Here is a 20,435-nt window from a genome sequence, read left to right as displayed (position 1 = left end):
GAGAAATCATGCCAGATCCCGTTCCTTTCACAGATTTCGACAGCGTCATTGCCGGCGCGGGCAGCGCGGGCTGTGTGCTGGCCAACCGGCTGAGCGCCGACCCCGCGCGCAAGGTGCTGCTGATCGAGGCGGGCGGGTCGGATAATTACATCTGGGTGCGGGTGCCGGTGGGCTATGTCTATTGCATCGGCAATCCGCGCACCGACTGGTGCTATTCGACCGCGCCCGAGGCGGGGCTGAACGGGCGCTCGATCCGCTATCCGCGGGGCAAGCTGCTGGGCGGCTGTTCCTCGATCAACGGCATGATCTATATGCGCGGGCAGGCGCGCGATTATGATGGATGGCGGCAGGCGGGCAACGAGGGCTGGGGCTGGGACGATGTCCTGCCCTATTTCCTGAAATCCGAGAATTTTTTTGGCGGCGCGGACGGGATGCATGGCACGGATGGCCCGATGCGCATCGAAAGGCAGCGCCTGTCATGGCAGGTGCTGGACGCCTTTCGCGCGGCGGCCGAGGCTTCGGGGATCCCCTTCACAGGGGATTTCAATCGCGGCGACAACGAAGGCGTCGGCTATTTCCATGTCATGCAGCGGCGCGGGCGGCGCTGGAACGCGGTGGACGGGTTTCTGAAGCCCGCGCGCAACCGCGCCAACCTGACCGTGCTGACCCATGCCGAGGTGGACCGCCTGACCTTTGACGGGCGGCGCTGCACCGGCCTGATCTTTCGCCGGGGCGGGCAGTCCCATGCCGTGACGGCGCGGGACGGGGTGATCCTGTCGGCGGGCGCGGTGGCCAGTCCGGTGATCCTGCAACGATCAGGTATCGGGGCGGCGAATGATCTGGCCACCATCGGCGTCGCACCGCTGCACGATCTGCCGGGCGTCGGGGCGAATTTGCAGGATCATCTGCAATTGCGCACGGTCTTTGGCGTGACGGGCGTGCCGACGCTGAACGCGATGATGGCGACTCTGCCGGGCCGGATCGGTATCGGACTGGATTACATCCTGCGGCGGCGCGGACCGATGACAATGGCCCCCAGCCAGATGGGGGCGTTTACCCGCTCGGGGCCGGATGTAGACAGCGCCGATCTGGAATTTCACGTCCAGCCACTGTCGCTGGATGCCTTCGGCGAGCCTCTGCACCGCGACCCGGCGATCACCGTCAGCGTCTGCAACCTGCGCCCCGAAAGCCGGGGGTACGTGCGCGCCAGTGCCGCAGATCCTGCCGCCCCACCTGTGATCGCGCCGAACTACCTGTCCACCGACAATGACCGCCGCCGCGCCATCGCCGCGCTGCGGCTGGCGCGCGGGATCATGGCGCAGCCGCCGATGCAGCGGTTTCAACCGGTCGAGAAATTACCGGGCGCAGGTGTTGACAGCGATGCCGCCCTGCTGCGCGCCGCCGGAGATCTGGGCACGACAATCTTTCACCCGGTTGGAACGGCACGCATGGGCCGCGACCCGATGGCCGTGGTCGATCCACAACTGCGCGTCCACGGTATCGGGGGGCTGCGTGTGGTCGATGCCTCGGTCATGCCGGCAATCGTGTCGGGAAACACCCATGCGCCGGTCACGATGATCGCCGAAAAAGCCGCCGATCTGATCCTCGCGGGGTAATTATAGCTGGCAGAAGCCAATTTGATCATCAAATTGGCGCAGCATCAGCGTGAAATCAAATGGCTATAAGCGCAGTTCGCTGGCCGACTGCGCCGCGTTCGCAACACCCCGGCCCCATGATCTTGGGGTGCGGCTTTCCGGCTACCCAAACAGTGCCGCGCGGCCTATAGTGGATGCGGATTGCGGCACAAGGGGAACAACAGGATGCGCTGCCCGTTTTGCGGAAATAACGATACGCAGGTCAAGGACTCTCGCCCGGCCGAGGATAATGTCGCCATACGCCGCCGCCGGTTCTGCCCCGCCTGCGGCGGGCGCTTTACCACCTATGAACGCGTGCAGTTGCGCGACCTGGTCGTGGTCAAGACGAATGGCAAGCGCGAGGATTTCGACCGCGACAAAATGGCCCGCTCGATCCGGATCGCCATGCAGAAACGCCCGGTCGAACCGGACCGGATCGAACAGATGATCAGCGGCATCGTCCGCCGTCTGGAAAGCACCGGAGAGACGGACATCCCCTCGAAGATGATCGGCGAGATCGTGATGGAGGCGCTGTCCCGCATCGACAATGTCGCCTATGTCCGCTTCGCCAGCGTTTACAAGAATTTCCAGGATGCCGACGATTTCGATAAATTTGTCGCGGAATTGCGTCCGGTCGGGCCGCCGGATTGAGCCACCCGTCTAATCATGACCTTCGGCATATGCGGCATGCGCTGCGGCTTGCACGGCGCGGATTGGGCAATGTCTGGCCGAACCCCGCAGTAGGTTGCGTGCTGATCCGTCAGGGCAGGGTGGTCGGGCGCGGCTGGACCCGGCCCGGCGGTCGCCCGCATGCCGAACGCGTCGCGCTTGACATGGCCGGGGACAAGGCGCGCGGCGCGACCGCCTATGTTACGCTGGAGCCCTGTTCCCATTACGGCCACACGCCGCCCTGTGCCGCAGCGCTGATCGCGGCAGGCGTGGCGCGCGTCGTCTCGGCGATGACGGACCCTGATCCGCGCGTCTCGGGGCGTGGTCATGCGATGCTGCGCGATGCCGGGATCGAGGTTCTCGAAGGCCTGGCCGAGGCCGAGGCTCGCGCCATGCAGGCCGGGTTCCTGATGCGTGTGACCCTTGGCCGCCCCTTTGTAACACTGAAACTTGCCAGCAGTTTCGATGGCCGCATCGCCACGGCGGGGGGCGAAAGCCAGTGGATCACCGGGCCTGATGCGCGGCGCCATGTCCACGCGCTGCGCCTGTCGCATGACGCGATCATGGTGGGCGGGGGCACGGCGCGCGCTGATCGTCCCTCGCTGAATGTGCGCGGCTTTGGCGTGGTCAGGCAGCCCGCGCGGGTCATCGTGTCGTCGCGCGCCGTGCCGGACCTGCCGCCCGAAGGCCGTGATTTCGGCCCGCTCTGGCAGGTTTCGGGCGATCCCGGCGATATTCTGGGCCAGCTTGCGGCGCGTGGCGTCACCCGCGTGTTCTGCGAGGGGGGGGGCGTGCTGGCCGCCGGATTGCTGGCCGCCAATCTGGTGGATCAGCTGGTCGGCTACAGCGCCGGGCTGATCCTTGGCGCGGACGGGCGGCCTGCGGTCGGGCCTCTGCCCGGCAGCCGCCTTGCTGAAATGCCGCGCTTTCGGCTGATCGAAGCCCGCCCGATCGGGCCGGACCTGTTCCATCGTTGGCAACGCCTATCTGCGCCAGATCCGGCTATGCCCGGCCAGCGCCCCCTGTAACTTGGCCAGAACCCGCAGCGCCGGGCCGCCCCGGCTGGCGCGCGGATCGCTTAATCGGTCCAGCACGACCTCGACGGGGCAAGGCAGTCGGCTGATCGGGTCGTGGTAACGCGGATAGGCGATCAGGCAGGCATGGACCAGCGCGGCAAGATCGGGGCGGGCCTGCCGTCGCGCCGGGACCGGCCCAAGATCGCGGGTCAGCCCCCATCCGGCATAGAAGGGCGCACCCAGAACCGTCACCGGAATGTCGCGCAAGAGCGCCTCGAACCCAAGGGTCGAAGTGATCGTCCAGACCTCGTCGATCCGGGCCAGCAGACCGGCCGGATCGGCATGGCGGGCGACATGATCGGCCAGCGCGGCCAACCGCTCGTCCGGAATCAGGCCGGGGCGCAATCCGGCCTCGACATCCGGATGCGGCTTGTAGATCAGGATCGCGCCGGGGTTTTCGGCCCGCGCGCGTTCCAGCAGTGCCAGATTGGTCCGTTGCTCACCCGCGCCCAGACGGATCGAGGCGTCATCCTCGACCTGGCCGGGGACAAGGATCAGCCGCGCGCCGCCCCGTGGGGGCAGATCGATTTCTGCACCGGGCAGGTTGTATTTCGACAGGCCCGCCGCCCGGATCGCCACGATCAGCCGCGCTGCGCGGGCGGCACCACCGGGGGGCGGGCCTGCGGCGATCAAACGCTCCAGCCGGCTTTCGCGCGTCGGGTCGAAATAGATGCCCAGATCGTCGGCGATCAGCGACAGGGGCGGGGTCAGAGCCGCCCCCAAACCGCGCGAGCGCAACAACCCGTCCTCGACCCGGATGGCCTGCGGCACCGGACCAGCCTTGCCCGCCCATGCCAGCGTGACCTGTGCAGAGGGCTGACTGGTAAAGCGCAGGCGGCCTCCCTGCTCGAATATCTGCGCGATATACGGGCGTTTCCACAGTCGCATCCCATAGGCCAGATGGCCGTCGCGATCCTGACGGAAGGCGGCGGTTTCAGCCTGCAACTGATCGACCGCGCCGGAAAAGTCGGTCAGCCGGTCGCGGCAGGGATCGTACCAGACCGGGGCCAGCAGGTGACTTGCCGCGAACAGGGTTTCGCGACTGGCATGGCCCCGTGGCGGCAAAGGTCGGCGGTCGTCGGTCAGCCCCCATCCGGCATAGAAGGGCTGGCCGAAAAGGCGCGGGCGGTGTCCGGCCAACAGCGCCTCGTATCCCAGTTGCGAACTGACGGCATAGACGGCATCCGCCCCCTCGACCAGTCGCCACGGAGAGACTGGTGCATCGCAGAAAACCTCGCCCGGGGACAGGTCGTCACGGGTCAGATGGCCGGGGCGCAGGCCCGCCGAGCTTTCGGGATGGGCGCGGATCACGATGCGGCGGCCGGGGTTTTCATCGCGCGCGGCCCGCAGCATCGCCAGAAACCTCTCACGCCCGGCCCCCATCAGCGAAGCATCGCCGCGTGTCTGATCGACGACCAGCACATAGCCGCGGGGCGGGGCGGGCTGATCGGGGCGGTGGGCGTTGTATTTCGACAGATCCAGCGCGCGCAGCCGGGCGATTCCTTCGGCTGCCGTATCGACCAGCGCGGCGGCGCGCGGATCGGAGACAAACCGTTGGATCCGCGAGGGGCGTGCGGGGTCGAAATGCAGCCCGTCCTCGTCGATCAGCAGGCCGACGGGGCCGCGCGTCAGAACGGGGTGGCGTGTCCGGCCCGGCATGACGGATCGCAGGAACGCGTCCTCGACCGTGACCAGCGGCACCCCGCGCCGCGCCGCGATGGCGTGCCCGCGCCATGCCGTCGGACTGGCGCCCCAGATGCCGACCCGGTCAGAGGGCGAGGGCAGGCCCGTCCGCAGCCGCCAGCCTGCAAGGCACATGATGCGCGCAAGGCGCGGATTGCGCCAGAAACCCAGATTGTAAACGAAAAGCCGCCGGGATGCGTCCCGGCGGCCTTCTGTGTCATCTTCTGGTCCGGTCAAGATCAGTTGGCGATATTCTGGACCGAGTTGGCCGAGACCAGCGTGCCGGTGATCGCCAGCAGCCGCTTGCGCCACTGGACATAGGGCGCCTCGGTGACATAGACGGTGTCGCCGTCGCGGATCAGGAAGTCGCGGGCCAGGAACAGGCCATTGGGCCGGGTCATGTCAAGCACATAGACCATCCGTTGCGTTCCCGTCACGGGTTTGCCCATCACCTTGCTGGCGACCGATTCGGGTTCTTCGCGCATGACGAACACGCCGGTCGGATCCGCCAGATCCGATGACAGGCCGCCGACCATCGCCACGGCCTCGACCGCGCTGATCATCTCGTTGCCCAGGGGAACACGGGTCTGGCCACCCAGAGCGCCCAGGGCGGTGAAGCTGCGCTGATCCTCTTCGACCAGAACGATGTCGCCGGGGCGCAACGCGATGTCGCTGGAGGAACCGGCGTAAAGATCGGTCAGCCAGACCTTGCCCGAGGAATTGCCGCGCTTGACGGTGATGACCGCGACCTCGGGCTCGATCGACACGCCGCCGGCACGGGCCAGCATCGTGGACAGGGTCCGGGTCGGCCGCTCGATCGGATAGACGCCCTGGCTGACGACCTTGCCCATCACGGAAACGGTTGCGCCATCGCCCGCGACGCGCGCCACCGTCACCTGCGGATCGGGCGTCTGCGAGCTGAGCTTTTCCGTGATGATCGCGCGCAGTTCTTCGGGGGTACTGCCTGCGGCCATGACGCGGCCGGCATAGGGGACGAAGATATAGCCGTCGCTGTCCACCTGAATGCGCTGCAATTCGGTCGAACTGGCCCCAAGCGAGGTCAACAGCCCGTCATCGACGTTTTCCCAGACCGACAGCCCCAGCACGTCGCCCGGCCGGATTTCATCCGCGCCAACCGTGTCTGCATTGCGGAAACTGTTCGAGAACCCGTAGACGGGCGCGTAATTGGTGGAACGGTTCACATGGTCGTTGACATAGATCACCTGTGCATCGCCGCCGCGATCCACCGAACCGCTGTAGATTTCGCCCTTGGTCGGGCCGGACCTGGGCAATGCGCAGGCCGCCAGCAATCCAAGCGCCGCAATCATCATCACGCGCAGGACCACATTGTTTTTCGGGAGAACTGTCACCTCGGGAACTCCTGTAGTCATGTCAGCATTCTTGCCGGATTTTGGGGCACCTTAGCGGCGCGGGATGCCTATGACCACAATTTCTTGTGCACAATTGTCACTGATCAGCGATCTGATGCCGGTACATCACACGACCGGATGCCAGCGTCTCGTACGGATCCTCGGGGGCAAGCATCATGTCGCTGACGACGCGCAGGGCATGGGCGCGCGAACGTTCGGAATAAAACCCTCCGGGTATCTGGCTGGTTTGCAACAGAAAATCGCGCAGGATGCGATAGGCCTGCGGGTCCGACGGCTGCGGATCGGCGAAGAAATCGGCAAGACTTTGATCGGAAACGATGCCGGGTTTCTGATAAATTGCCCGTCCCAGCGTCTTGACCGGAATCCCGTGCCACAACGCCTGTTGCGCCCCGGTCGAGTTGACCGTGACGACCGAACGCGCCTGTGACAACAGTTCAGCCAGCTTGCCGCCCCGGACGTAATGGACGCGTTCGGCGACGCCGTGCCGGGTTGCCGAGGCGATGACGGCGCGGCGGTTTCCGGCGCGCCCGTCCTCAAGCGGATGGGCTTTCAGCAGCAGGTGGTGGTGATGCGGGGCCGAGGCCGCGAATTGCATGATGACATAGTCTATCAACTGCGCGTTGCTGCGGAACGGCGAATGCCCGCGAAAATTCGAGTCATGTTCAAGTTGCAGCAGCACCAGCGAATAGGGCCAGCCCGCAAGACGGAACTTGCGCCACTGAAATTCGCGCTTGAGGTTCAGAAGGGGCGAGATCATGAAACGGCGCAGATTCAGCCGAAATTCCTGCGCCACCGAGATGCCGCGATGCCCCTGATAGCTGCGATAGCGCCGGTTCGCGATCAGCACGAGGAAATGATAAAATGCGCCATAGAATTTGTGATGCCGCATGTCGCCCCAGGTGGCGGGCGGACGGCGCAGATCGGCCGGGGTTTCACGCAGCGCGTTGCGCATTTCCGACAGCGGAATGTGCATGATCGGCGAATTGCCGTTGGATCCGTTCCTTTCATAGGTGATCCAGTAGGGGCGCAGATATCCCTCTTCAAAGACGTGAAAGCGCAGGTCGTCCTGATGCGCGGCATTGCGGGCGATGGCGTGGATGGGCCGCACATCGCCATAAAGGACAATATCCGTCACCTCTTTTTCCACAAGAATCCGATCCAGATGTTCGGGCCAGTCCTGCATCGTGCCGGTATGGGGGATGTAATGCGCGTTGTCGGACCAGAAATATTCGTCACCGGCATTGAAGCCGCAGCGCCACACCGTTGCGCCCGCCGCGCGCAGCAGGATGCCGAGCCGGTCGAAGAATGGTCCATGCGGACCCTGCAGGAACAGGAAAACCCTATCCTCCGGTGCGGGGCAACCGGGGTTCACGCCGCGCGCGCCATCCTTGAGGGGCATCGCCTGGTGAAGCATGGGTCGGTCAAAACCTGTATGATCAGCCGGATCGCAAGTGATTCGGCATGTTGCTGTGTGGAAGTTTCGAGGGTACCGGTTAAATATTTAGCAATAGTTACGCGAAACCACTTATCGAACAAGCTATCCGAACGGCTTGTCCTTGTATCCCTAATAGTTATGACCAACCTTTAACAGGCATGCAACAGAAGGACCGAGATGTTTACAGGGATCATCACTGACACAGGGCAGGTGCGCGCCGTCGAAATGCGTGGCGACATGCGGGCGCGGATTGGCTGCGGCTATGACATGGGCGGGGTCGGACTGGGGGCCTCGATCGCCTGCGACGGGGTGTGCCTGACGGTGACCGCCAAGGGACCGGACTGGTTCGATGTGGACATCTCGGCCGAGACCCTGTCGAAAACAAATATCGGCGTGAATGGCTGGACGGTCGGCAAGCGGCTGAACCTGGAGCGCGCGCTGAAGGTCGGGGATGAACTGGGCGGGCATATCGTCAGCGGCCATGTCGATGGTGTGGCCCGGATCGTCGCAGCGAAAGACGAAGGCGACAGCCTGCGCCTGACCTTCGATGCCCCGTCCGCGCTGGCCAGGTTCATCGCGCCCAAGGGCTCGGTCGCGCTGAACGGAACCTCGCTGACCGTGAACGAGGTCGAAGGCACGCATTTTGGCGTCAACCTGATCCCGCATACGCGGCAAGTCACCACCTGGGGCGACGCGGCACAGGGCGATGCGGTCAATCTGGAAATCGACACGCTGGCCCGCTATGTCGCGCGGCTGGCCGAGGCCGGGGCGGCGGGGCTGTAGGATGGGCGCGGGAATTGGGCATAATGGCGGGCCGCAGATGCGTTCCGTCGCATGGCAGGCGCATTGCTGGCGCGCGGCGCGGCAGCAGCTTTTGCCGGTTCTGCCAATCGAGGTGGTCAGGCTGCGGGTCCGGCGCGCGCAGGCCCTGGGGTTGGATTACAGGACTTATGCCGGCATCCGTGCCACGACCGGGCGCGATCTGGTGGCATTCCTGTTTTCATCGAACGCGCTTGGCGTCTTTCGCGACGGCGCGCCGCTGCCCGCCGATTGCCGGGACAAGCTGGCCGGGCTGGCGGCGGAACGCCATCTGGGCACGGCACCGGGGCTGGACGACGCTGCGCTTGCGCGGCAGATCGGTGCGGACTCGGTCTTGCATCTGCCGCGATTCGGGCAAAGCTGGGCGGCGATGCGCGATCAGATGAAGCTGTGGCTGCATGATCGCAGGCTGCCGGGCGACGCGGTGCTGATGATCGGCGAGACCGATCACGAACGAGAGGCGATGACGGCGGGCGGTCTGGCGGGATTTGTCAGCGGCAACCGCTATTTCGGAAGGACGACCCATGCAATATGACAGGCCCGGCAAGATCAGCGACGACCTGCGCGACGCGATCTCGACCACCGAGGAAATCATCGAGGATGCCCGCAACGGGCGGATGTTCATTCTGGTCGATCACGAGGATCGCGAGAACGAGGGCGATCTGATCATCCCTGCGCAGATGGCCACGCCCGACGCGATCAACTTCATGGCGACACATGGCCGGGGTCTGATCTGCCTGTCCATGACCGGCGACCGGCTGGACGCGCTTGGGCTCAGCCTGATGAGTCCGCGCAACTCCAGCCGGCACGAGACCGCCTTTACCATGTCGATCGAGGCACGCGAGGGCGTGACCACCGGCATCAGCGCCCATGACCGCGCCCGCACCGTCAGCGTCGCCATCGATCCGACCAAGGGTGCCGCCGACATCGCCACGCCCGGCCATGTCTTTCCGCTGCGCGCCCGCGAGGGGGGCGTGCTGGTCCGGGCCGGGCATACCGAGGCGGCGGTTGATATTTCGCGACTGGCGGGGCTGAACCCCGCAGGCGTGATCTGCGAGGTGATGAACGAGGATGGCACCATGTCGCGCCTTGCCGATCTGGTGGCCTTTGCGCAGAAACACGGGCTGAAGATAGGGACGATCAGCGATCTGATCCGCTATCGCCGCCGCCATGACAGCCTGATATCAGAGCGCAGTCAGCGCGTTGTGCAGTCGCAATATGGCGGCGACTGGATCATGCGCATCTTTGCCGATCAGGCGCAGGGGGCGGAACATATCGTCCTGACCAAGGGCGATCTGTCCACACCCGAACCCGTGCTGGTCAGGATGCACGCGCTGGATCCGCTGCATGACGTGCTGGGGATCGGTCGCGAGGCCGCCGGAACCCTGCCTTCGGCAATGCGGGAAATCGCGCGCGAGGGGCGCGGTGTCGTCGTGCTGCTGCGCGATCTGGGCAAGACCCTGCCGCAATCCGAGGATGTCGGGCCGCATACGCTGCGTCAATACGGGCTGGGGGCGCAGATTTTGTCGGCGCTTGGGTTGTCCGAGCTGATCCTGGTGACGAATTCCGCGCCGGTGAAGGTTGTGGGGCTTGACGCCTACGGGCTTTCGATCCATTCCACGCGGCCTATTCCAAAGGACTGACGCCATGGCCTCGAACACTCAGCACCACGACCTGCCGCTGCCGCAATTCGACCGGCCGGTGCGGCTGCTGATCGTCGTTTCGCCCTATTACAAGGCGATTGCCGACAATCTGGTGGCGGGCGCGCGCGCGGTGGCCGGGCAGGTCGGGGCCAGCACCGATCTGGTTCAGGTACCTGGCGCGCTGGAGATTCCGACAGCCATCGCAATGGCCTCGCTGCATGGGATCTATGATGGCTATGTCGCGCTTGGTTGTGTGATCCGGGGCGAGACGACGCATTATGACACGGTCTGTAATGACAGCTCTCGCGGGCTGGCGCTGCTGGGGTTGCAGGGCCATGCCATCGGCAATGGTATCCTGACGGTCGAGAATGCGGAACAGGCTGCGGTGCGTGCCGATCCCGGCGGGCAGAACAAGGGTGGCGGCGCGGCGGCGGCGGCGCTGCATCTGGTCGCCCTGTCGCGCAAATGGTCGGCGCGACGCGGTTCCGGCACGCGGGCAGGCGATGTCGATCTGATCCGCCTTGCCGGCGAACTGGAAGGACAGTCACGGACATGACCAAACCGGACAGACGCGCACTTTCCAGCGCCGCCCGGCTGTATGCGGTGCAGGCGCTGTTTCAGATGGAGGCGGCCGGGCAATCGGCCGATCACGTCATGAAAGAGTTTCGCAACTATCGCATCGGAACCGACGATGGCGAGGATTCGCATCCCGAGGCTGACGAAAAGCTGTTTTCGCGCATCGTCGATGACGCCGTAACCTGGCAATCGCGGATTGATCAGGCAACGGATCGTGGTCTGGTTGCGAAATGGCCCATCGACCGGATCGACCCGGTCCTGCGCGCCCTGTTCCGCGCCGCCGGGGCAGAACTGGTCACACCCAAAACGCCGCCCAGGGTCGTGATTGCCGAATATGTGCGGCTGGCCGAGGCGTTCTTTCCCGAGGGCCGCGAGCCGAAATTCGTCAACGCGGTGCTGGATCACGTTGCCCGCGACCTGCGCCCCGACGCCTTTCAGGGTGCGGCGCGCTGACCCCTTCACGGATCGGAAATTCGGCGTAGACTGGCGGGAACCGTCCCGACCGGAGTATGCCTGATGCCACGACTTGTCCGACTTTATATCCTGAATGTCCTGATCGGCATCGCTTTGGCCGTGGCGTTCACGGGCCTGCTGCTGTGGCTGGACGTGGCGCATCTGCGGCACCTGATTCTTTCCAGCCCGATGGGCTGGCTGGCCGCCGCGATGCTGATCGCATTTAACAGTATCGTCTTTGCCGGTGTGCAGTTCGGCATCGCGGTCATGCGCATGGCCGATGATCGCGATCCCCCGGCAGGCGGTCGTCGCGAAACTGTCGCCGGGCAGCCTGTACCCGAGATGATCGGTTCAAAACCTGTCAGAAAGGTCAGATTGTCAACGCAAATGGGCAACTGATCGGGCCGTGTCTGTCGCAAATGCGCAACATTGTGGTTAAGCGGCACCGCCCTGAATTTAAACTTAATAGTCCGTTAATCACATAACGTTACCATTCGCGTCAACTTTATGAACCGCCTGTATCAGGTGCGGATACGCCGAAAGTGCAAGGAATGGCTTGGCTTTCCGGCTGTGGCGGATGAACGGCGCAGGTCAACTTCAAATAATTGTTTCAGCCGATGCCTCCTTTCGGGCCAAAGATGCGGAATAAATCACGTTTCGATCACGTTTTCGCCAGATCGCGATGTGCTGTCGCCATCTTTGTTTGTCGGGCGGGACCGAATAAACCCGTTTTCAGCAGAGATGCTCTGACGCCGATCCGGCATCAGAACCGAGCAGACGCTCTATAGACTGAGGGTTTAACGAATGAGCAAGATTGCACTTCTCAGCGGTGCGACCGCCATCCTGACGGCGCTGTCCGTCCCCGCTTTCGCGCAGACCGAGATGTCCACCGGCGCGAACGTGACCGGTGTGACCGGCATCGACGACCGCATCACCGACATTGAAGACGATGTCACCGACGACTTCGACCGTTCCAGGGATAACGAGCGTTTTGGCCCGGCTGATCGCCGCGACGGCCTGTTCGGCAACCTGTCGCTGTCCTATGTGGGCCGCAACGGCAATGTCGATAACCAGGATTTCTCGCTGGGTGGCCGCGTGTCCTATAACAGCGGTCAGTGGGCGCAGACCATTGGCATGTTGCTGGAATACGGCGAGAACGACAATGGCGACAAGGATGTCGAAGACACCAGCGTGATCTATGATGCGCGCTATTACTTTGACGACCGTTGGTATGCCTTTGCACTGGGTCGCTTTGAAATCAACGGCATGGTTGACGGCAAGCGCAATGACGCCTCGCAGTCCGACAGCGATTTCGAAGACGAATTCACCGATTATCGCCGCGACGGCTTTATCGGCGTTGGACCGGGCTATCGCATCCTGAACAGCGATTCGACCACCTGGCGCGTTCAGGCCGGTATCGGCTGGCGGTATACCCAGACCGGTGCGCAGCATCGCGGCTATAACTTCGACGGTACGCCGGTTGACGATTCGTCGGACAGCGGTTTCGGTGGCGTCGCCTCGTCGCGCCTGTATCACCGCTTTAACGACACCATCTTCCTGACCAACGACACGGACTATCTGAACTCGTCGGGGTCGGACTATGTTGTCAGCAACCAGTTGGGTGTGAACTTCCAGATGGGCGACAAGCTGGCCACGCGGATGAGCCTGACCACCGAGTATCAGCAAAACCGCAAGACCAAGACCGACAACACCTTCGGCGTGTCGCTGGTTTACGGCTTCTGATCGATCCCTCTTGATCTGAAGTCTCTCTGGGGGGCGGGTGCAAACCCGCCCCTTTTTCCATGCGCGCCTGAAATCCGGGGGCCTGAAATCCGGGGGAGGTGGCGGGAACCGCAGCGACCGCGGCAGCACGAGATTTCCCGAAAGCCTGGATAACCAGGTGGGCGCCGGATAACGAGACCAGGGTCACGCCAGAGCCAGCCCCCTCGGAAAAATTATAGGCCAGTGGAAAAATGGCCGCTCGCGAGAAGAGCAGAAACCCGCCAAGGCTGACAGATAGGGTGCCGCCGCGCGGCTTTCAAGCGCTGGTTGGCGAAATCGGGCGGGCAGGACAACTTGCACTGTGTTTATGTTTCGTTCTATTCTGCCGCGATGAGCCACGACCTGCCCGACCTGCCCCCCATGCCCGGCCAGCGCCTTGCGCGCGGGGTGGCCCGGCTGTTGCGCAGCATCGATCATGCCGTGCTGACCGAATTCACGCCTGTACGCGGATTGCGCGTCGATGTGATCAGTCTTGGCCCCAAGGGAGAGCTGTGGATCGTCGAGTGTAAAAGCAGCCGCGCCGATTTTACCGGCGACCGGAAATGGCAGGGCTATCTGGATTGGTGCGACCGTTATTTCTGGGCAGTGGATGGCGAATTTCCGGACGATTTGCTGCCCGGCGATACCGGCCTGATCCGCGCCGACGCCTATGGTGCCGAAATCTTGCGCATGGCGCCCGAGGCACGGCTGGCGGGGGCGCGGCGTAACCGGCTGATCCGCGATTTCGGCCGCGCTGCCGCGCTGCGGCTTCAGGGGTTCAGCGATCCGGGCGGGGCTTTTTCCTAGGCTTGCCGCCCTTTCCGCCGGCCATCTCTCGCGCTGCTTCGGCGGCGGCCAGTAATTCCTCGGCGATCTCGGTGGCCTCGTCCGGGTCGAAATCCAGCGGCAGGTCGATCCCCTCGGCTTCCAGATAGATGCGCACCATGCCCTGATCGGTCGGCCCGACCTGAAGGTTGGCGGCAATGTCGCTTGGGGTGTTGATACTCATGGTGGTGATCCCGGTGTCAGAATGATCTTTCTCTAGCCCGAGGCGATTTTGCGGGCAAGTCGGGCTTGCAACCAGCGCCGCGCGGGGTTATTCACCGCATCCGTGCCGCCTTAGCTCAGTTGGTCAGAGCGCTGGATTGTGGATCCAGAGGTCCCCCGTTCAAGCCGGGGAGGCGGTACCATCCCTTCCGCAGCGTTATCTGTAAAAACCGCCCCGATCTTTCCGGCTTGCCGGAACAATGACTGCCGCTTGGGGTTATAGGGTCGAATGTTTCCAGGCGCAGGCCGAAAGGATTTTGACCATGCCCAAAGCGACGGATGCCGCCGAAAAGGCAAAGCGCGATCCGGATGCCCCCGCAAGCGAGGCCGCAGCCGAACTTGAGGCGGGCATGCGCAAGATTGCCGCAGACGCGCGCGAAACCATCGACCGGCTGACCGATAGCGAGGGGGCCGAGCGCCTGCGCGCCCATGTTGATGATTTCCTTGGGAACCTGCGGGATACGGGCCGGGAATATGGCGGGCAGGCCCGTGCCGGGGCCGGACGCATCTATCACGCGGGGCAGCGTCGCGCCGGGGACGGCTATGATGAAATATCCGCCGTGGTTCGCAGGCATCCTGCGCAGGCAGTTGGGATTGCGGCGGGGCTTGGCTTTCTGCTGGGTCTGATCATCTCGCGCCGTTAGGACCGGGCGCATGTTCGATTTCGGGCGCCGGGTACAACTGGCCTTGGGCGACAGCGCGCGGCGCACCGGGCTGAAGGCCGCCGCCGGGATCGCCTTCATCATCGGTGCGGGCTTTCTGATCGCGGCGCTTTGGTCCTGGTTGGCTTGGGGTCTGGGCTGGGGGCCGATCCATGCCTCGCTGGCGGTCGGGACCGGGTTTGCCTTATGCGGCGTGATCCTGTTGCGGATTGCTGCGCGCCCGCGTCACCCCATGCCCGGATCAGAAGACCTGCGGCGCGAGATCGAGACGCAGGTCAGCATGGCCGCCGGTGCCGCCTCGGCGCGGGCTAAGGCCGAGGCGTTACGGATGGTTGGCCGCGCGCAGCGGAAGGCGTGGTCTATGGTGGGTGGAGCAGGGTCTGAACCCGACCGCGCCGCCGGTACCGAAACGGGCGGCGCGGCGGATGCGGGCCGGATGGCCGCGCTGCTGGCCGCCTTTGCTGTGGGGGTGGCTCTGGCCACAAGATTGTCACGCAGGCAGGACCGGGACGACAAGGAAAGCTGAGCAGGCTTTCCAGAAAATGGGCACCGGTTTTCGGATGAAAATCCCGCACAATCCAAGACGCCCAAGCGGGCATTCATGGGCGAAGCCGCGAATGCCTGCTTGGGAAATGCGGGTGATATTGCCCTTTTCAGGCAACGCGCGTCAGCAATTCCCGGACCAGATCCGCCAGATCGTCGCTGGAGAACGGTGCCGCAAGCCCATACCAGCCACGCGCCGACACTTCCTCGGGGGCGTTGCTTTCCATGCGGACGACGACCCTGCTGCCGATTCCCTCGGTCGCATTGGTCAGGCCGGTCGCGTCGATTTCCGCGATTGGCAGTTTGGTCACGACGACCGGGTTTTCCAGATCGTTCCCCTTTTTCTCGATATACTCAAGAATTTGCGACGTATTCTTGAAATGCTTGAAGCGCGAGTCGCGGCTTATTGCGGCAAAACCCTCGCTCATGTCGCGTGCGACAAGGTTATCACGTTCCAGAATCAGAAAATTGAACGAATGAACTGTCATGACGAATCACCATCGAAAATTTAAAAAAAATGTTCGCACCAACAGGCGACTGATCAACCGGGAATGTGCACATGATAGCAAGAAACAACCTTGCCGTGGGTATCTTTAGCAAAGGTTCACGTATCCTCACAAGAGGATCACGAATCTGTCAGAAATTCCAGAAAATAATATTCCCCCGCGTCCGGCAACGGACGGGGGGACAAAACTGGCGCTGAAAGTGGTCAGGCGTTGGCTTCGCGGATCTTGTCCGCAGCGCCCTTGTCATAGCTGATGCCCTTCTGGTCGAACAACTGGTCCAGTTCGCCCGAAAGGGTCATCTCGGTTACAATATCGCAGCCGCCGACGAACTCGCCCTTGACGTAAAGCTGCGGGATGGTTGGCCAGTCCGAAAATTCCTTGATCCCCTGACGCACGGCCTCGTCCGCCAGCACGTTCACATCGCGGTATTCGACCCCCATATAGTTCAGCACGCCCGCGACACGGCTGGAAAAGCCGCATTGCGGCATCTCTTTGGTGCCTTTCATGAACAGCACGACATCGTCGGCCTCGACGGTCTGCTGGATTTGGGCTTTCACATCGCTCATGGCGTCGTCCTTCTGGTGGCAGACCCGCATCCGGCGGGCCGATCAATCTGGTCGGTCAGGTGCGGGCCGCAGCCTAATCGGGGGCTTTGGTTGTCAGCGCCAGCGCATGCAATTCGCCCGCCGGGCCATCCATCTTGCCCTGAAGGGCGGCATAAACTGCGCGCTGCTGCTGGACCCGGTTCATGCCACGAAAGCTTTCGTCGATCACCTCGGCCGCGAAGTGGTTTCCATCCCCGGCCAGATCGGTGATCTCGACCCGCGCTCCGGGAAAGGCGGTGCGGATGAGGGCTTCGATCTCGTGGGCTTCCATCGCCATGACGCTGTCCTTTTCCTGTTATTCCAGATGTAGGGGAAGCCCGGAACAGCCGCAAGTGCGGCTGTCCCGCGTCACCGGGCTTTCGTCAGGCGTGAAATACGAAGGACCGCATCGATACTGATCCCAGATCGATCGAACTGGTCATATAGGTCAGGCGGTCGCCCGCATCCGAGGCCCCGGCGATGGTCAGGGCGGGCAGATAGTGATCGACGCTTGGATGGGCAAGGGAAAGCAGCGGCCCCAGCCCTGCGCGGTCGGCAAGCCTTGCCATATCCCGCGCGCTCAGCCGTTCCTCGAACAGCGCATCGAACTCCAGCGCGAAATCCAGAGGTTTGCCGCCGCGCTGCATGGCGCGCAGGTTATGGACCACATTGCCCGAGCCAAGGATCAGCACGCCGCGATCCCGCAGCACGGACAGCGCGCGCCCGACCTCAAGCTGGTGATCCAGATCGCGGCTCATATCGACCGAGACCTGAAAGACCGGGACATCCGCACCCGGATACAGGAATTTCAGTACCGTCCAGGCACCATGATCCAGCCCCCAGCTATCGTCCCCTTCGGCATGATGGCTGGCCAGCAGCGACACGACCTCATGTGCCAGATCGGGCTGGCCGGGGGCGGGGTATTGTTCCTGATACAACGGCTGGGGGAAGCCATGGAAATCGTGGATGGTCCGCGGCGCGGCGGAAATATCCACCAGCGTCGTTCCCCGCGTCATCCAATGGGCCGACACCACAAGAATGGCCTGCGGGCGCGGCAGGTTGCGGCCCAGTTCGGACCAGGCGCGGCTGTAGGTGGTATCCTCGATCGCGTTCATCGGACTGCCGTGGCCAAGAAATACCAGCGGCATCCGGTCCGAGCGTTTCAGCCCGTCCTTCAAGGTTTCGATTTCATGCGCAACCGACATCTCAGTCTCCTTTCGTTGGGGTATGCTGCGCCGGGGCGGGGTTGTCCCGGCGGCGTTGTCCGGCGGCTGGATCCCCGCCATCAGGCGAACTGGCCAAGCCTCCGTTGCAGTAACGGAATCCGCAACGCAAGGCTGCCGCTGCCAAATACCGCCACGGCACCCTGAACGACCGCCCAGAAAAACGGATATTCCCATCCGCCGCCCGGCCCGGAAAAGCTGAAGCCATTGCCCGAATGCACCCAGGCCGCGCCCAGCAGTACCGGGATCAGCGCCAGCGACACGATGCGGGTGGCGATCCCAAGGATCAGCGCCAGGCCGCCCGCGATTTCGGCGAAGATGATCAGGTAGGCGACAAAGCCCGGCAGGCCCAGGCTTTCGAAAAAGGCGACAGTGCCGGGAATGGTGAATACGGCGATTTTCCTCCATCCGTGGATAAGGAAAAGAACGCCGGTCAGGACACGCAGCGCGGCGGCAGCGTGGTCGTTCGTGGTCGTCATGTCATTTACTCCTGTGGTTCCGGTGCTGCGGGCCCGTGTTTTGGGTGGCTCGCGGCTGCAGAGGACAGGTTAAGGCTTGAGGATTGGCAAGAAAATGGCGAAGATATGGAATATCTTTCAACTTAATGTTCCTAATTGTGTCATGGACATTGTCGATCAGCTCAGGGCTTTTGTCGCGACCGCGCAGACCGGCTCTTTTACCGCGGCGGCCGATCAGCTTGGTATTTCGAACCGGCTGACCTCGAAATATGTGGCCGAGCTTGAGGCGCGACTGGGGGTGCGGCTGTTTCAGCGCACCACGCGCAAGGTCGGACTGACCCCTGCGGGCGGGGATCTGCTGGCCCGCGCGCCCGCGCTGCTGGACGATCTGGACGATCTTCTGTCAGGGGTTTCGGCGGGCGGGCGCGGGTTTTCGGGCGTGCTGCGGGTCTCGGCTCCGGTCACGTTCGGCGAGATATATCTGGTCGGGATGCTGGGCCGTTTCGCGGCGTTGCATCCCGGTATCGTCATGGATCTGCGGCTTGGCGACGCCTATGCCGATCTGGCAACCGGGGGGATCGACCTTGCCTTTCGGTTGGGCAGCTTTGATCTGACATCGCTGAAGGTGCGCAGGTTCGGGGCTTTTGGCACGCTGGTCGTGGCCAGCCCGGACTATGTCGCGCAGCACAAGGCACCGCGCGTCCCGGCTGATCTTGCCGATCATCGCTGCATCGTGGACACGAACCGCCGCAACGGACGGGCCTGGTCCTTCACGCGCGACGGGCGGCGCGAGACCGTGACAGTCGCGGCGCGGTTTCAGGTCAATTCGGCCAAAGGGGCGGTCGGGTTGGCCCGGCAGGGGATCGGCATTGCCTATGTTCCCCGCTTTGCCCTTGGCGATGCGATGCGGCAGGGCGATCTGATGGCGCTGCTGCCGGATTATCGCGGCGACAGCGTCCCCCTTGGCGCGGTCTGGCTTGAGGGGCGCGCCCTGCCGCGCAAGGTGCGTGCGCTGATCGATTTTGCCGGGCGCGACCTGCGGCAATCGGGTCTGGTTCAGGCCGATGGCGGGCCATTGCCGGGGCAGCCGGGCCTTCCCTCTGATCCGTGACCGGAAGCAGCGGAATGCGGATCAGAAGGACGCCTCCAGCATGTCCAGATAATCCTGCCGCGAGGCCTCTTTCGGGTTGGTCCTGTGACTGTGGTCGGCCAGCGCGCCGGTGGCAATCCGGTCGAACAGGTCGCGCGTCACCCCCAGATCGGACAGCCGTTCGGGAAGGCCGATGTCACGGGTCTTGTGCCGGATCGCGGGGATAACCTCATCCGCGCCGCCAATCTCCATCGCTTGCGCAAGCCGCGCGAACTTGTCCTCCGAGGCGACGGATTCGGCATCCCGGTTGAAGGCAAGAACCGCAGGCATGAACACCGCGTTCAGGGTGCCATGATGCAGGCGCGGGTCGAGGCCACCAAGGGCGTGGCTGAGGCTGTGGACACAGCCAAGCCCCTTCTGGAAGGCCATCGCCCCCATGGTCGCCGCCATGGCCATCCGTGCACGCGCCTGGCGATCCGCGCCGTTTTCCGTCGCTGTACCGATGCTGGCCCATGCCTGCCGCAATCCCTCAAGCGCGATGCCGTCGGCGGGCGGGTTGAACAGCGGCGACAGGAAGGTCTCGATGCAATGCGACACCGCGTCCATGCCCGTCGCAGCGGTCAGCGCTGCCGGCAGGCTAAGCGTCAGGCCGGGATCGACGATCGCCGCGCGCGGCACCAGATGCGGCGATAGCAGCCCCACCTTGCGCCCGTCCTCAAGGATCAGGATCGCCCCCCGCCCGACCTCGCTGCCGGTTCCGGCGGTGGTCGGGATGGCGATGGTCGGAAAGGTGGCGGGGGTGATGCGGTCCATGCCGCCCTCGATTGCGGCATAGTCGCGCAGGGCTCCGCCATGCGCTGCCAGCACCGCGACGCCCTTGGCCAGATCCAGAGAAGAACCGCCGCCGATGGCGATGATCCCGTCCGCGCGCGCATCGCCGAACAGGTCGCTGGCCGTGCGTACGGCGGCCTCGTCCGGATTGCCGGGCGTGCCGTCAAAGATGCCGACCGGCCGGGTGCCAAGTGCGTCGATCACCTGTTCCAGCATGCCAAGCTGGCGAACCCCCTTGTCGGTCACGATCAGCGGGCGGTCGATCCCCGCCATCGCCGCCTCTTTTCCCAATGTCTTGATCTTGTCATAACCGAACTGCACACGCGTCACATAATTGATCAGGCTCACGGA

24 protein-coding genes and 1 tRNA gene are annotated in these 20,435 nt (G+C 63.9%); 15 read left to right on the top strand and 10 right to left on the bottom strand.

Going from position 1 to position 20,435, the window contains the following annotated elements; all coding sequences use genetic code 11:
* Window positions 1-8 precede the first annotated feature (8 nt).
* The 3 genes from ACK5L9_RS04650 (at window position 9) to ribD (ending at window position 3,331) form a co-directional block, all read left to right on the top strand.
* Window positions 9-1,616: a GMC family oxidoreductase gene (locus ACK5L9_RS04650; RefSeq protein WP_416910283.1), complete on the top strand. Its 1,608-nt coding sequence runs from the start codon at window positions 9-11 to the stop codon at window positions 1,614-1,616.
* A gap of 204 nt (window positions 1,617-1,820) precedes the next feature.
* Window positions 1,821-2,285 carry a transcriptional regulator NrdR gene (gene nrdR / locus ACK5L9_RS04645; RefSeq protein WP_416910277.1) on the top strand — a complete coding sequence of 155 codons (465 nt, stop codon included), beginning with the start codon at window positions 1,821-1,823 and terminating at the stop codon, window positions 2,283-2,285.
* Window positions 2,282-3,331 carry a bifunctional diaminohydroxyphosphoribosylaminopyrimidine deaminase/5-amino-6-(5-phosphoribosylamino)uracil reductase RibD gene (gene ribD / locus ACK5L9_RS04640; protein WP_416910276.1) on the top strand — a complete coding sequence of 350 codons (1,050 nt, stop codon included), beginning with the start codon at window positions 2,282-2,284 and terminating at the stop codon, window positions 3,329-3,331. The genes nrdR and ribD overlap by 4 nt, the downstream gene beginning before the upstream one ends.
* Here ribD and ACK5L9_RS04635 read toward each other — a convergent pair.
* From ACK5L9_RS04635 to ACK5L9_RS04625, 3 genes are all read right to left on the bottom strand, one after another.
* Entirely contained in the window at window positions 3,287-5,197 is a 1,911-nt protein-coding gene (locus ACK5L9_RS04635) for a capsular polysaccharide biosynthesis protein (protein ID WP_416910282.1), read from the bottom strand. The genes ribD and ACK5L9_RS04635 overlap by 45 nt on opposite strands.
* A gap of 104 nt (window positions 5,198-5,301) precedes the next feature.
* Window positions 5,302-6,390, bottom strand: a complete 1,089-nt coding sequence (locus tag ACK5L9_RS04630; protein ID WP_416910281.1) for a polysaccharide biosynthesis/export family protein — start codon at window positions 6,388-6,390, stop codon at window positions 5,302-5,304.
* A 139-nt stretch (window positions 6,391-6,529) separates the two neighbouring features.
* Window positions 6,530-7,852 carry a capsule biosynthesis protein gene (locus ACK5L9_RS04625; protein ID WP_416910275.1) on the bottom strand — a complete coding sequence of 441 codons (1,323 nt, stop codon included), beginning with the start codon at window positions 7,850-7,852 and terminating at the stop codon, window positions 6,530-6,532.
* 213 nt (window positions 7,853-8,065) lie between these two features.
* Between ACK5L9_RS04625 and ACK5L9_RS04620 the strand changes: the two genes are divergently transcribed.
* The 8 genes from ACK5L9_RS04620 to ACK5L9_RS04585 all read left to right on the top strand — a co-directional run bounded on the left by ACK5L9_RS04620 (window position 8,066) and on the right by ACK5L9_RS04585 (window position 13,947).
* On the top strand, window positions 8,066-8,671 hold the full coding sequence (locus ACK5L9_RS04620) for a riboflavin synthase (RefSeq protein ID WP_416910274.1): 606 nt from the start codon (window positions 8,066-8,068) through the stop codon (window positions 8,669-8,671).
* Window position 8,672: 1 nt separating this feature from the next.
* Window positions 8,673-9,242 (top strand): hypothetical protein, encoded by a 570-nt coding sequence (locus ACK5L9_RS04615; RefSeq protein WP_416910273.1) that lies wholly within the window; start codon window positions 8,673-8,675, stop codon window positions 9,240-9,242.
* Window positions 9,232-10,350, top strand: coding sequence for a 3,4-dihydroxy-2-butanone-4-phosphate synthase (ribB, locus tag ACK5L9_RS04610; protein WP_416910272.1), 1,119 nt, complete (start codon window positions 9,232-9,234; stop codon window positions 10,348-10,350). Before ACK5L9_RS04615 ends, ribB begins: the two co-directional genes overlap by 11 nt.
* A 4-nt stretch (window positions 10,351-10,354) precedes the next feature.
* A complete protein-coding gene (locus ACK5L9_RS04605; protein WP_416910271.1) occupies window positions 10,355-10,906 on the top strand; it encodes a 6,7-dimethyl-8-ribityllumazine synthase in 552 nt (183 codons plus the stop codon).
* Window positions 10,903-11,379, top strand: coding sequence for a transcription antitermination factor NusB (nusB, locus tag ACK5L9_RS04600; RefSeq protein ID WP_416910270.1), 477 nt, complete (start codon window positions 10,903-10,905; stop codon window positions 11,377-11,379). Before ACK5L9_RS04605 ends, nusB begins: the two co-directional genes overlap by 4 nt.
* Window positions 11,380-11,442: 63 nt before the next feature.
* Window positions 11,443-11,778 (top strand): hypothetical protein, encoded by a 336-nt coding sequence (locus ACK5L9_RS04595; protein WP_416910269.1) that lies wholly within the window; start codon window positions 11,443-11,445, stop codon window positions 11,776-11,778.
* A 405-nt stretch (window positions 11,779-12,183) separates the two neighbouring features.
* A complete protein-coding gene (locus ACK5L9_RS04590; protein ID WP_416910268.1) occupies window positions 12,184-13,122 on the top strand; it encodes a DUF481 domain-containing protein in 939 nt (312 codons plus the stop codon).
* Between the two features lie 399 nt (window positions 13,123-13,521).
* Window positions 13,522-13,947 carry an MmcB family DNA repair protein gene (locus ACK5L9_RS04585; protein WP_416910279.1) on the top strand — a complete coding sequence of 142 codons (426 nt, stop codon included), beginning with the start codon at window positions 13,522-13,524 and terminating at the stop codon, window positions 13,945-13,947.
* On the opposite strand, the gene ACK5L9_RS04580 is transcribed toward ACK5L9_RS04585, so the two are convergent.
* Complete coding sequence (locus tag ACK5L9_RS04580; protein WP_416910267.1) at window positions 13,919-14,149, bottom strand: DUF6324 family protein; 231 nt, start codon at window positions 14,147-14,149, stop codon at window positions 13,919-13,921. The genes ACK5L9_RS04585 and ACK5L9_RS04580 overlap by 29 nt on opposite strands.
* Window positions 14,150-14,253: 104 nt before the next feature.
* Here ACK5L9_RS04580 and ACK5L9_RS04575 point away from each other — a divergent pair.
* The 3 genes from ACK5L9_RS04575 (at window position 14,254) to ACK5L9_RS04565 (ending at window position 15,375) form a co-directional block, all read left to right on the top strand.
* Window positions 14,254-14,330: transfer RNA gene (locus ACK5L9_RS04575), tRNA-His, on the top strand.
* Between the two features lie 120 nt (window positions 14,331-14,450).
* The gene (locus ACK5L9_RS04570) at window positions 14,451-14,831 is read left to right on the top strand and encodes a DUF883 family protein (protein WP_416910266.1); all 381 of its coding nucleotides are present in this window, start codon (window positions 14,451-14,453) and stop codon (window positions 14,829-14,831) included.
* Window positions 14,832-14,841: 10 nt separating this feature from the next.
* Window positions 14,842-15,375, top strand: coding sequence for a hypothetical protein (locus tag ACK5L9_RS04565; RefSeq protein WP_416910265.1), 534 nt, complete (start codon window positions 14,842-14,844; stop codon window positions 15,373-15,375).
* A gap of 127 nt (window positions 15,376-15,502) precedes the next feature.
* Here the strand turns inward: ACK5L9_RS04565 and ACK5L9_RS04560 are convergent, their stop codons facing one another.
* The 5 genes from ACK5L9_RS04560 to ACK5L9_RS04540 all read right to left on the bottom strand — a co-directional run bounded on the left by ACK5L9_RS04560 (window position 15,503) and on the right by ACK5L9_RS04540 (window position 18,184).
* Window positions 15,503-15,880, bottom strand: coding sequence for a hypothetical protein (locus tag ACK5L9_RS04560; protein ID WP_416910264.1), 378 nt, complete (start codon window positions 15,878-15,880; stop codon window positions 15,503-15,505).
* Between the two features lie 221 nt (window positions 15,881-16,101).
* Window positions 16,102-16,464, bottom strand: coding sequence for a Grx4 family monothiol glutaredoxin (grxD, locus tag ACK5L9_RS04555; protein WP_416910263.1), 363 nt, complete (start codon window positions 16,462-16,464; stop codon window positions 16,102-16,104).
* A 73-nt stretch (window positions 16,465-16,537) separates the two neighbouring features.
* Window positions 16,538-16,780, bottom strand: a complete 243-nt coding sequence (locus ACK5L9_RS04550; protein ID WP_416910262.1) for a BolA/IbaG family iron-sulfur metabolism protein — start codon at window positions 16,778-16,780, stop codon at window positions 16,538-16,540.
* An 85-nt stretch (window positions 16,781-16,865) separates the two neighbouring features.
* Complete coding sequence (gene ygiD / locus ACK5L9_RS04545) at window positions 16,866-17,687, bottom strand: 4,5-DOPA dioxygenase extradiol (RefSeq protein ID WP_416910261.1); 822 nt, start codon at window positions 17,685-17,687, stop codon at window positions 16,866-16,868.
* Window positions 17,688-17,767: 80 nt separating this feature from the next.
* The gene (locus tag ACK5L9_RS04540) at window positions 17,768-18,184 is read right to left on the bottom strand and encodes a DoxX family protein (RefSeq protein ID WP_416910260.1); all 417 of its coding nucleotides are present in this window, start codon (window positions 18,182-18,184) and stop codon (window positions 17,768-17,770) included.
* A 142-nt stretch (window positions 18,185-18,326) separates the two neighbouring features.
* Here ACK5L9_RS04540 and ACK5L9_RS04535 point away from each other — a divergent pair, with 142 nt between their 5' ends.
* Window positions 18,327-19,274, top strand: coding sequence for a LysR family transcriptional regulator (locus ACK5L9_RS04535; RefSeq protein WP_416910278.1), 948 nt, complete (start codon window positions 18,327-18,329; stop codon window positions 19,272-19,274).
* 21 nt (window positions 19,275-19,295) lie between these two features.
* Here the strand turns inward: ACK5L9_RS04535 and ACK5L9_RS04530 are convergent, their stop codons facing one another.
* Window positions 19,296-20,432, bottom strand: coding sequence for an iron-containing alcohol dehydrogenase (locus ACK5L9_RS04530; RefSeq protein ID WP_416910259.1), 1,137 nt, complete (start codon window positions 20,430-20,432; stop codon window positions 19,296-19,298).
* Window positions 20,433-20,435: the final 3 nt, after the last annotated feature.

The organism is Paracoccus sp. (in: a-proteobacteria), assembly GCF_047973135.1.
Lineage (GTDB): Bacteria > Pseudomonadota > Alphaproteobacteria > Rhodobacterales > Rhodobacteraceae > Paracoccus.
This window is presented reverse-complemented; position numbering and strand designations above follow the sequence as displayed.

Bases quoted from the DNA above. Each gene is read 5' to 3' on its own strand.
- ACK5L9_RS04595 (WP_416910269.1), top strand. From the start codon at position 11,443: ATGCCACGACTTGTCCGACTTTATATCCTGAATGTCCTGATCGGCATC.
- ACK5L9_RS04565 (WP_416910265.1), top strand. From the start codon at position 14,842: ATGTTCGATTTCGGGCGCCGGGTACAACTGGCCTTGGGCGACAGCGCG.
- ACK5L9_RS04635 (WP_416910282.1), bottom strand. From the start codon at position 5,197: ATGTGCCTTGCAGGCTGGCGGCTGCGGACGGGCCTGCCCTCGCCCTCT.
- ACK5L9_RS04560 (WP_416910264.1), bottom strand. From the start codon at position 15,880: ATGACAGTTCATTCGTTCAATTTTCTGATTCTGGAACGTGATAACCTT.
- ACK5L9_RS04570 (WP_416910266.1), top strand. From the start codon at position 14,451: ATGCCCAAAGCGACGGATGCCGCCGAAAAGGCAAAGCGCGATCCGGAT.
- ACK5L9_RS04650 (WP_416910283.1), top strand. From the start codon at position 9: ATGCCAGATCCCGTTCCTTTCACAGATTTCGACAGCGTCATTGCCGGC.
- ACK5L9_RS04580 (WP_416910267.1), bottom strand. From the start codon at position 14,149: ATGAGTATCAACACCCCAAGCGACATTGCCGCCAACCTTCAGGTCGGG.
- ACK5L9_RS04540 (WP_416910260.1), bottom strand. From the start codon at position 18,184: ATGACGACCACGAACGACCACGCTGCCGCCGCGCTGCGTGTCCTGACC.
- ribB (WP_416910272.1), top strand. From the start codon at position 9,232: ATGCAATATGACAGGCCCGGCAAGATCAGCGACGACCTGCGCGACGCG.
- ACK5L9_RS04535 (WP_416910278.1), top strand. From the start codon at position 18,327: ATGGACATTGTCGATCAGCTCAGGGCTTTTGTCGCGACCGCGCAGACC.
- ACK5L9_RS04625 (WP_416910275.1), bottom strand. From the start codon at position 7,852: ATGCCCCTCAAGGATGGCGCGCGCGGCGTGAACCCCGGTTGCCCCGCA.
- nrdR (WP_416910277.1), top strand. From the start codon at position 1,821: ATGCGCTGCCCGTTTTGCGGAAATAACGATACGCAGGTCAAGGACTCT.
- ACK5L9_RS04590 (WP_416910268.1), top strand. From the start codon at position 12,184: ATGAGCAAGATTGCACTTCTCAGCGGTGCGACCGCCATCCTGACGGCG.
- ACK5L9_RS04620 (WP_416910274.1), top strand. From the start codon at position 8,066: ATGTTTACAGGGATCATCACTGACACAGGGCAGGTGCGCGCCGTCGAA.
- ACK5L9_RS04630 (WP_416910281.1), bottom strand. From the start codon at position 6,390: ATGATTGCGGCGCTTGGATTGCTGGCGGCCTGCGCATTGCCCAGGTCC.
- ACK5L9_RS04585 (WP_416910279.1), top strand. From the start codon at position 13,522: ATGCCCGGCCAGCGCCTTGCGCGCGGGGTGGCCCGGCTGTTGCGCAGC.
- ACK5L9_RS04550 (WP_416910262.1), bottom strand. From the start codon at position 16,780: ATGGCGATGGAAGCCCACGAGATCGAAGCCCTCATCCGCACCGCCTTT.
- grxD (WP_416910263.1), bottom strand. From the start codon at position 16,464: ATGAGCGATGTGAAAGCCCAAATCCAGCAGACCGTCGAGGCCGACGAT.
- ygiD (WP_416910261.1), bottom strand. From the start codon at position 17,687: ATGTCGGTTGCGCATGAAATCGAAACCTTGAAGGACGGGCTGAAACGC.
- ACK5L9_RS04605 (WP_416910271.1), top strand. From the start codon at position 10,355: ATGGCCTCGAACACTCAGCACCACGACCTGCCGCTGCCGCAATTCGAC.
- nusB (WP_416910270.1), top strand. From the start codon at position 10,903: ATGACCAAACCGGACAGACGCGCACTTTCCAGCGCCGCCCGGCTGTAT.
- ACK5L9_RS04615 (WP_416910273.1), top strand. From the start codon at position 8,673: ATGGGCGCGGGAATTGGGCATAATGGCGGGCCGCAGATGCGTTCCGTC.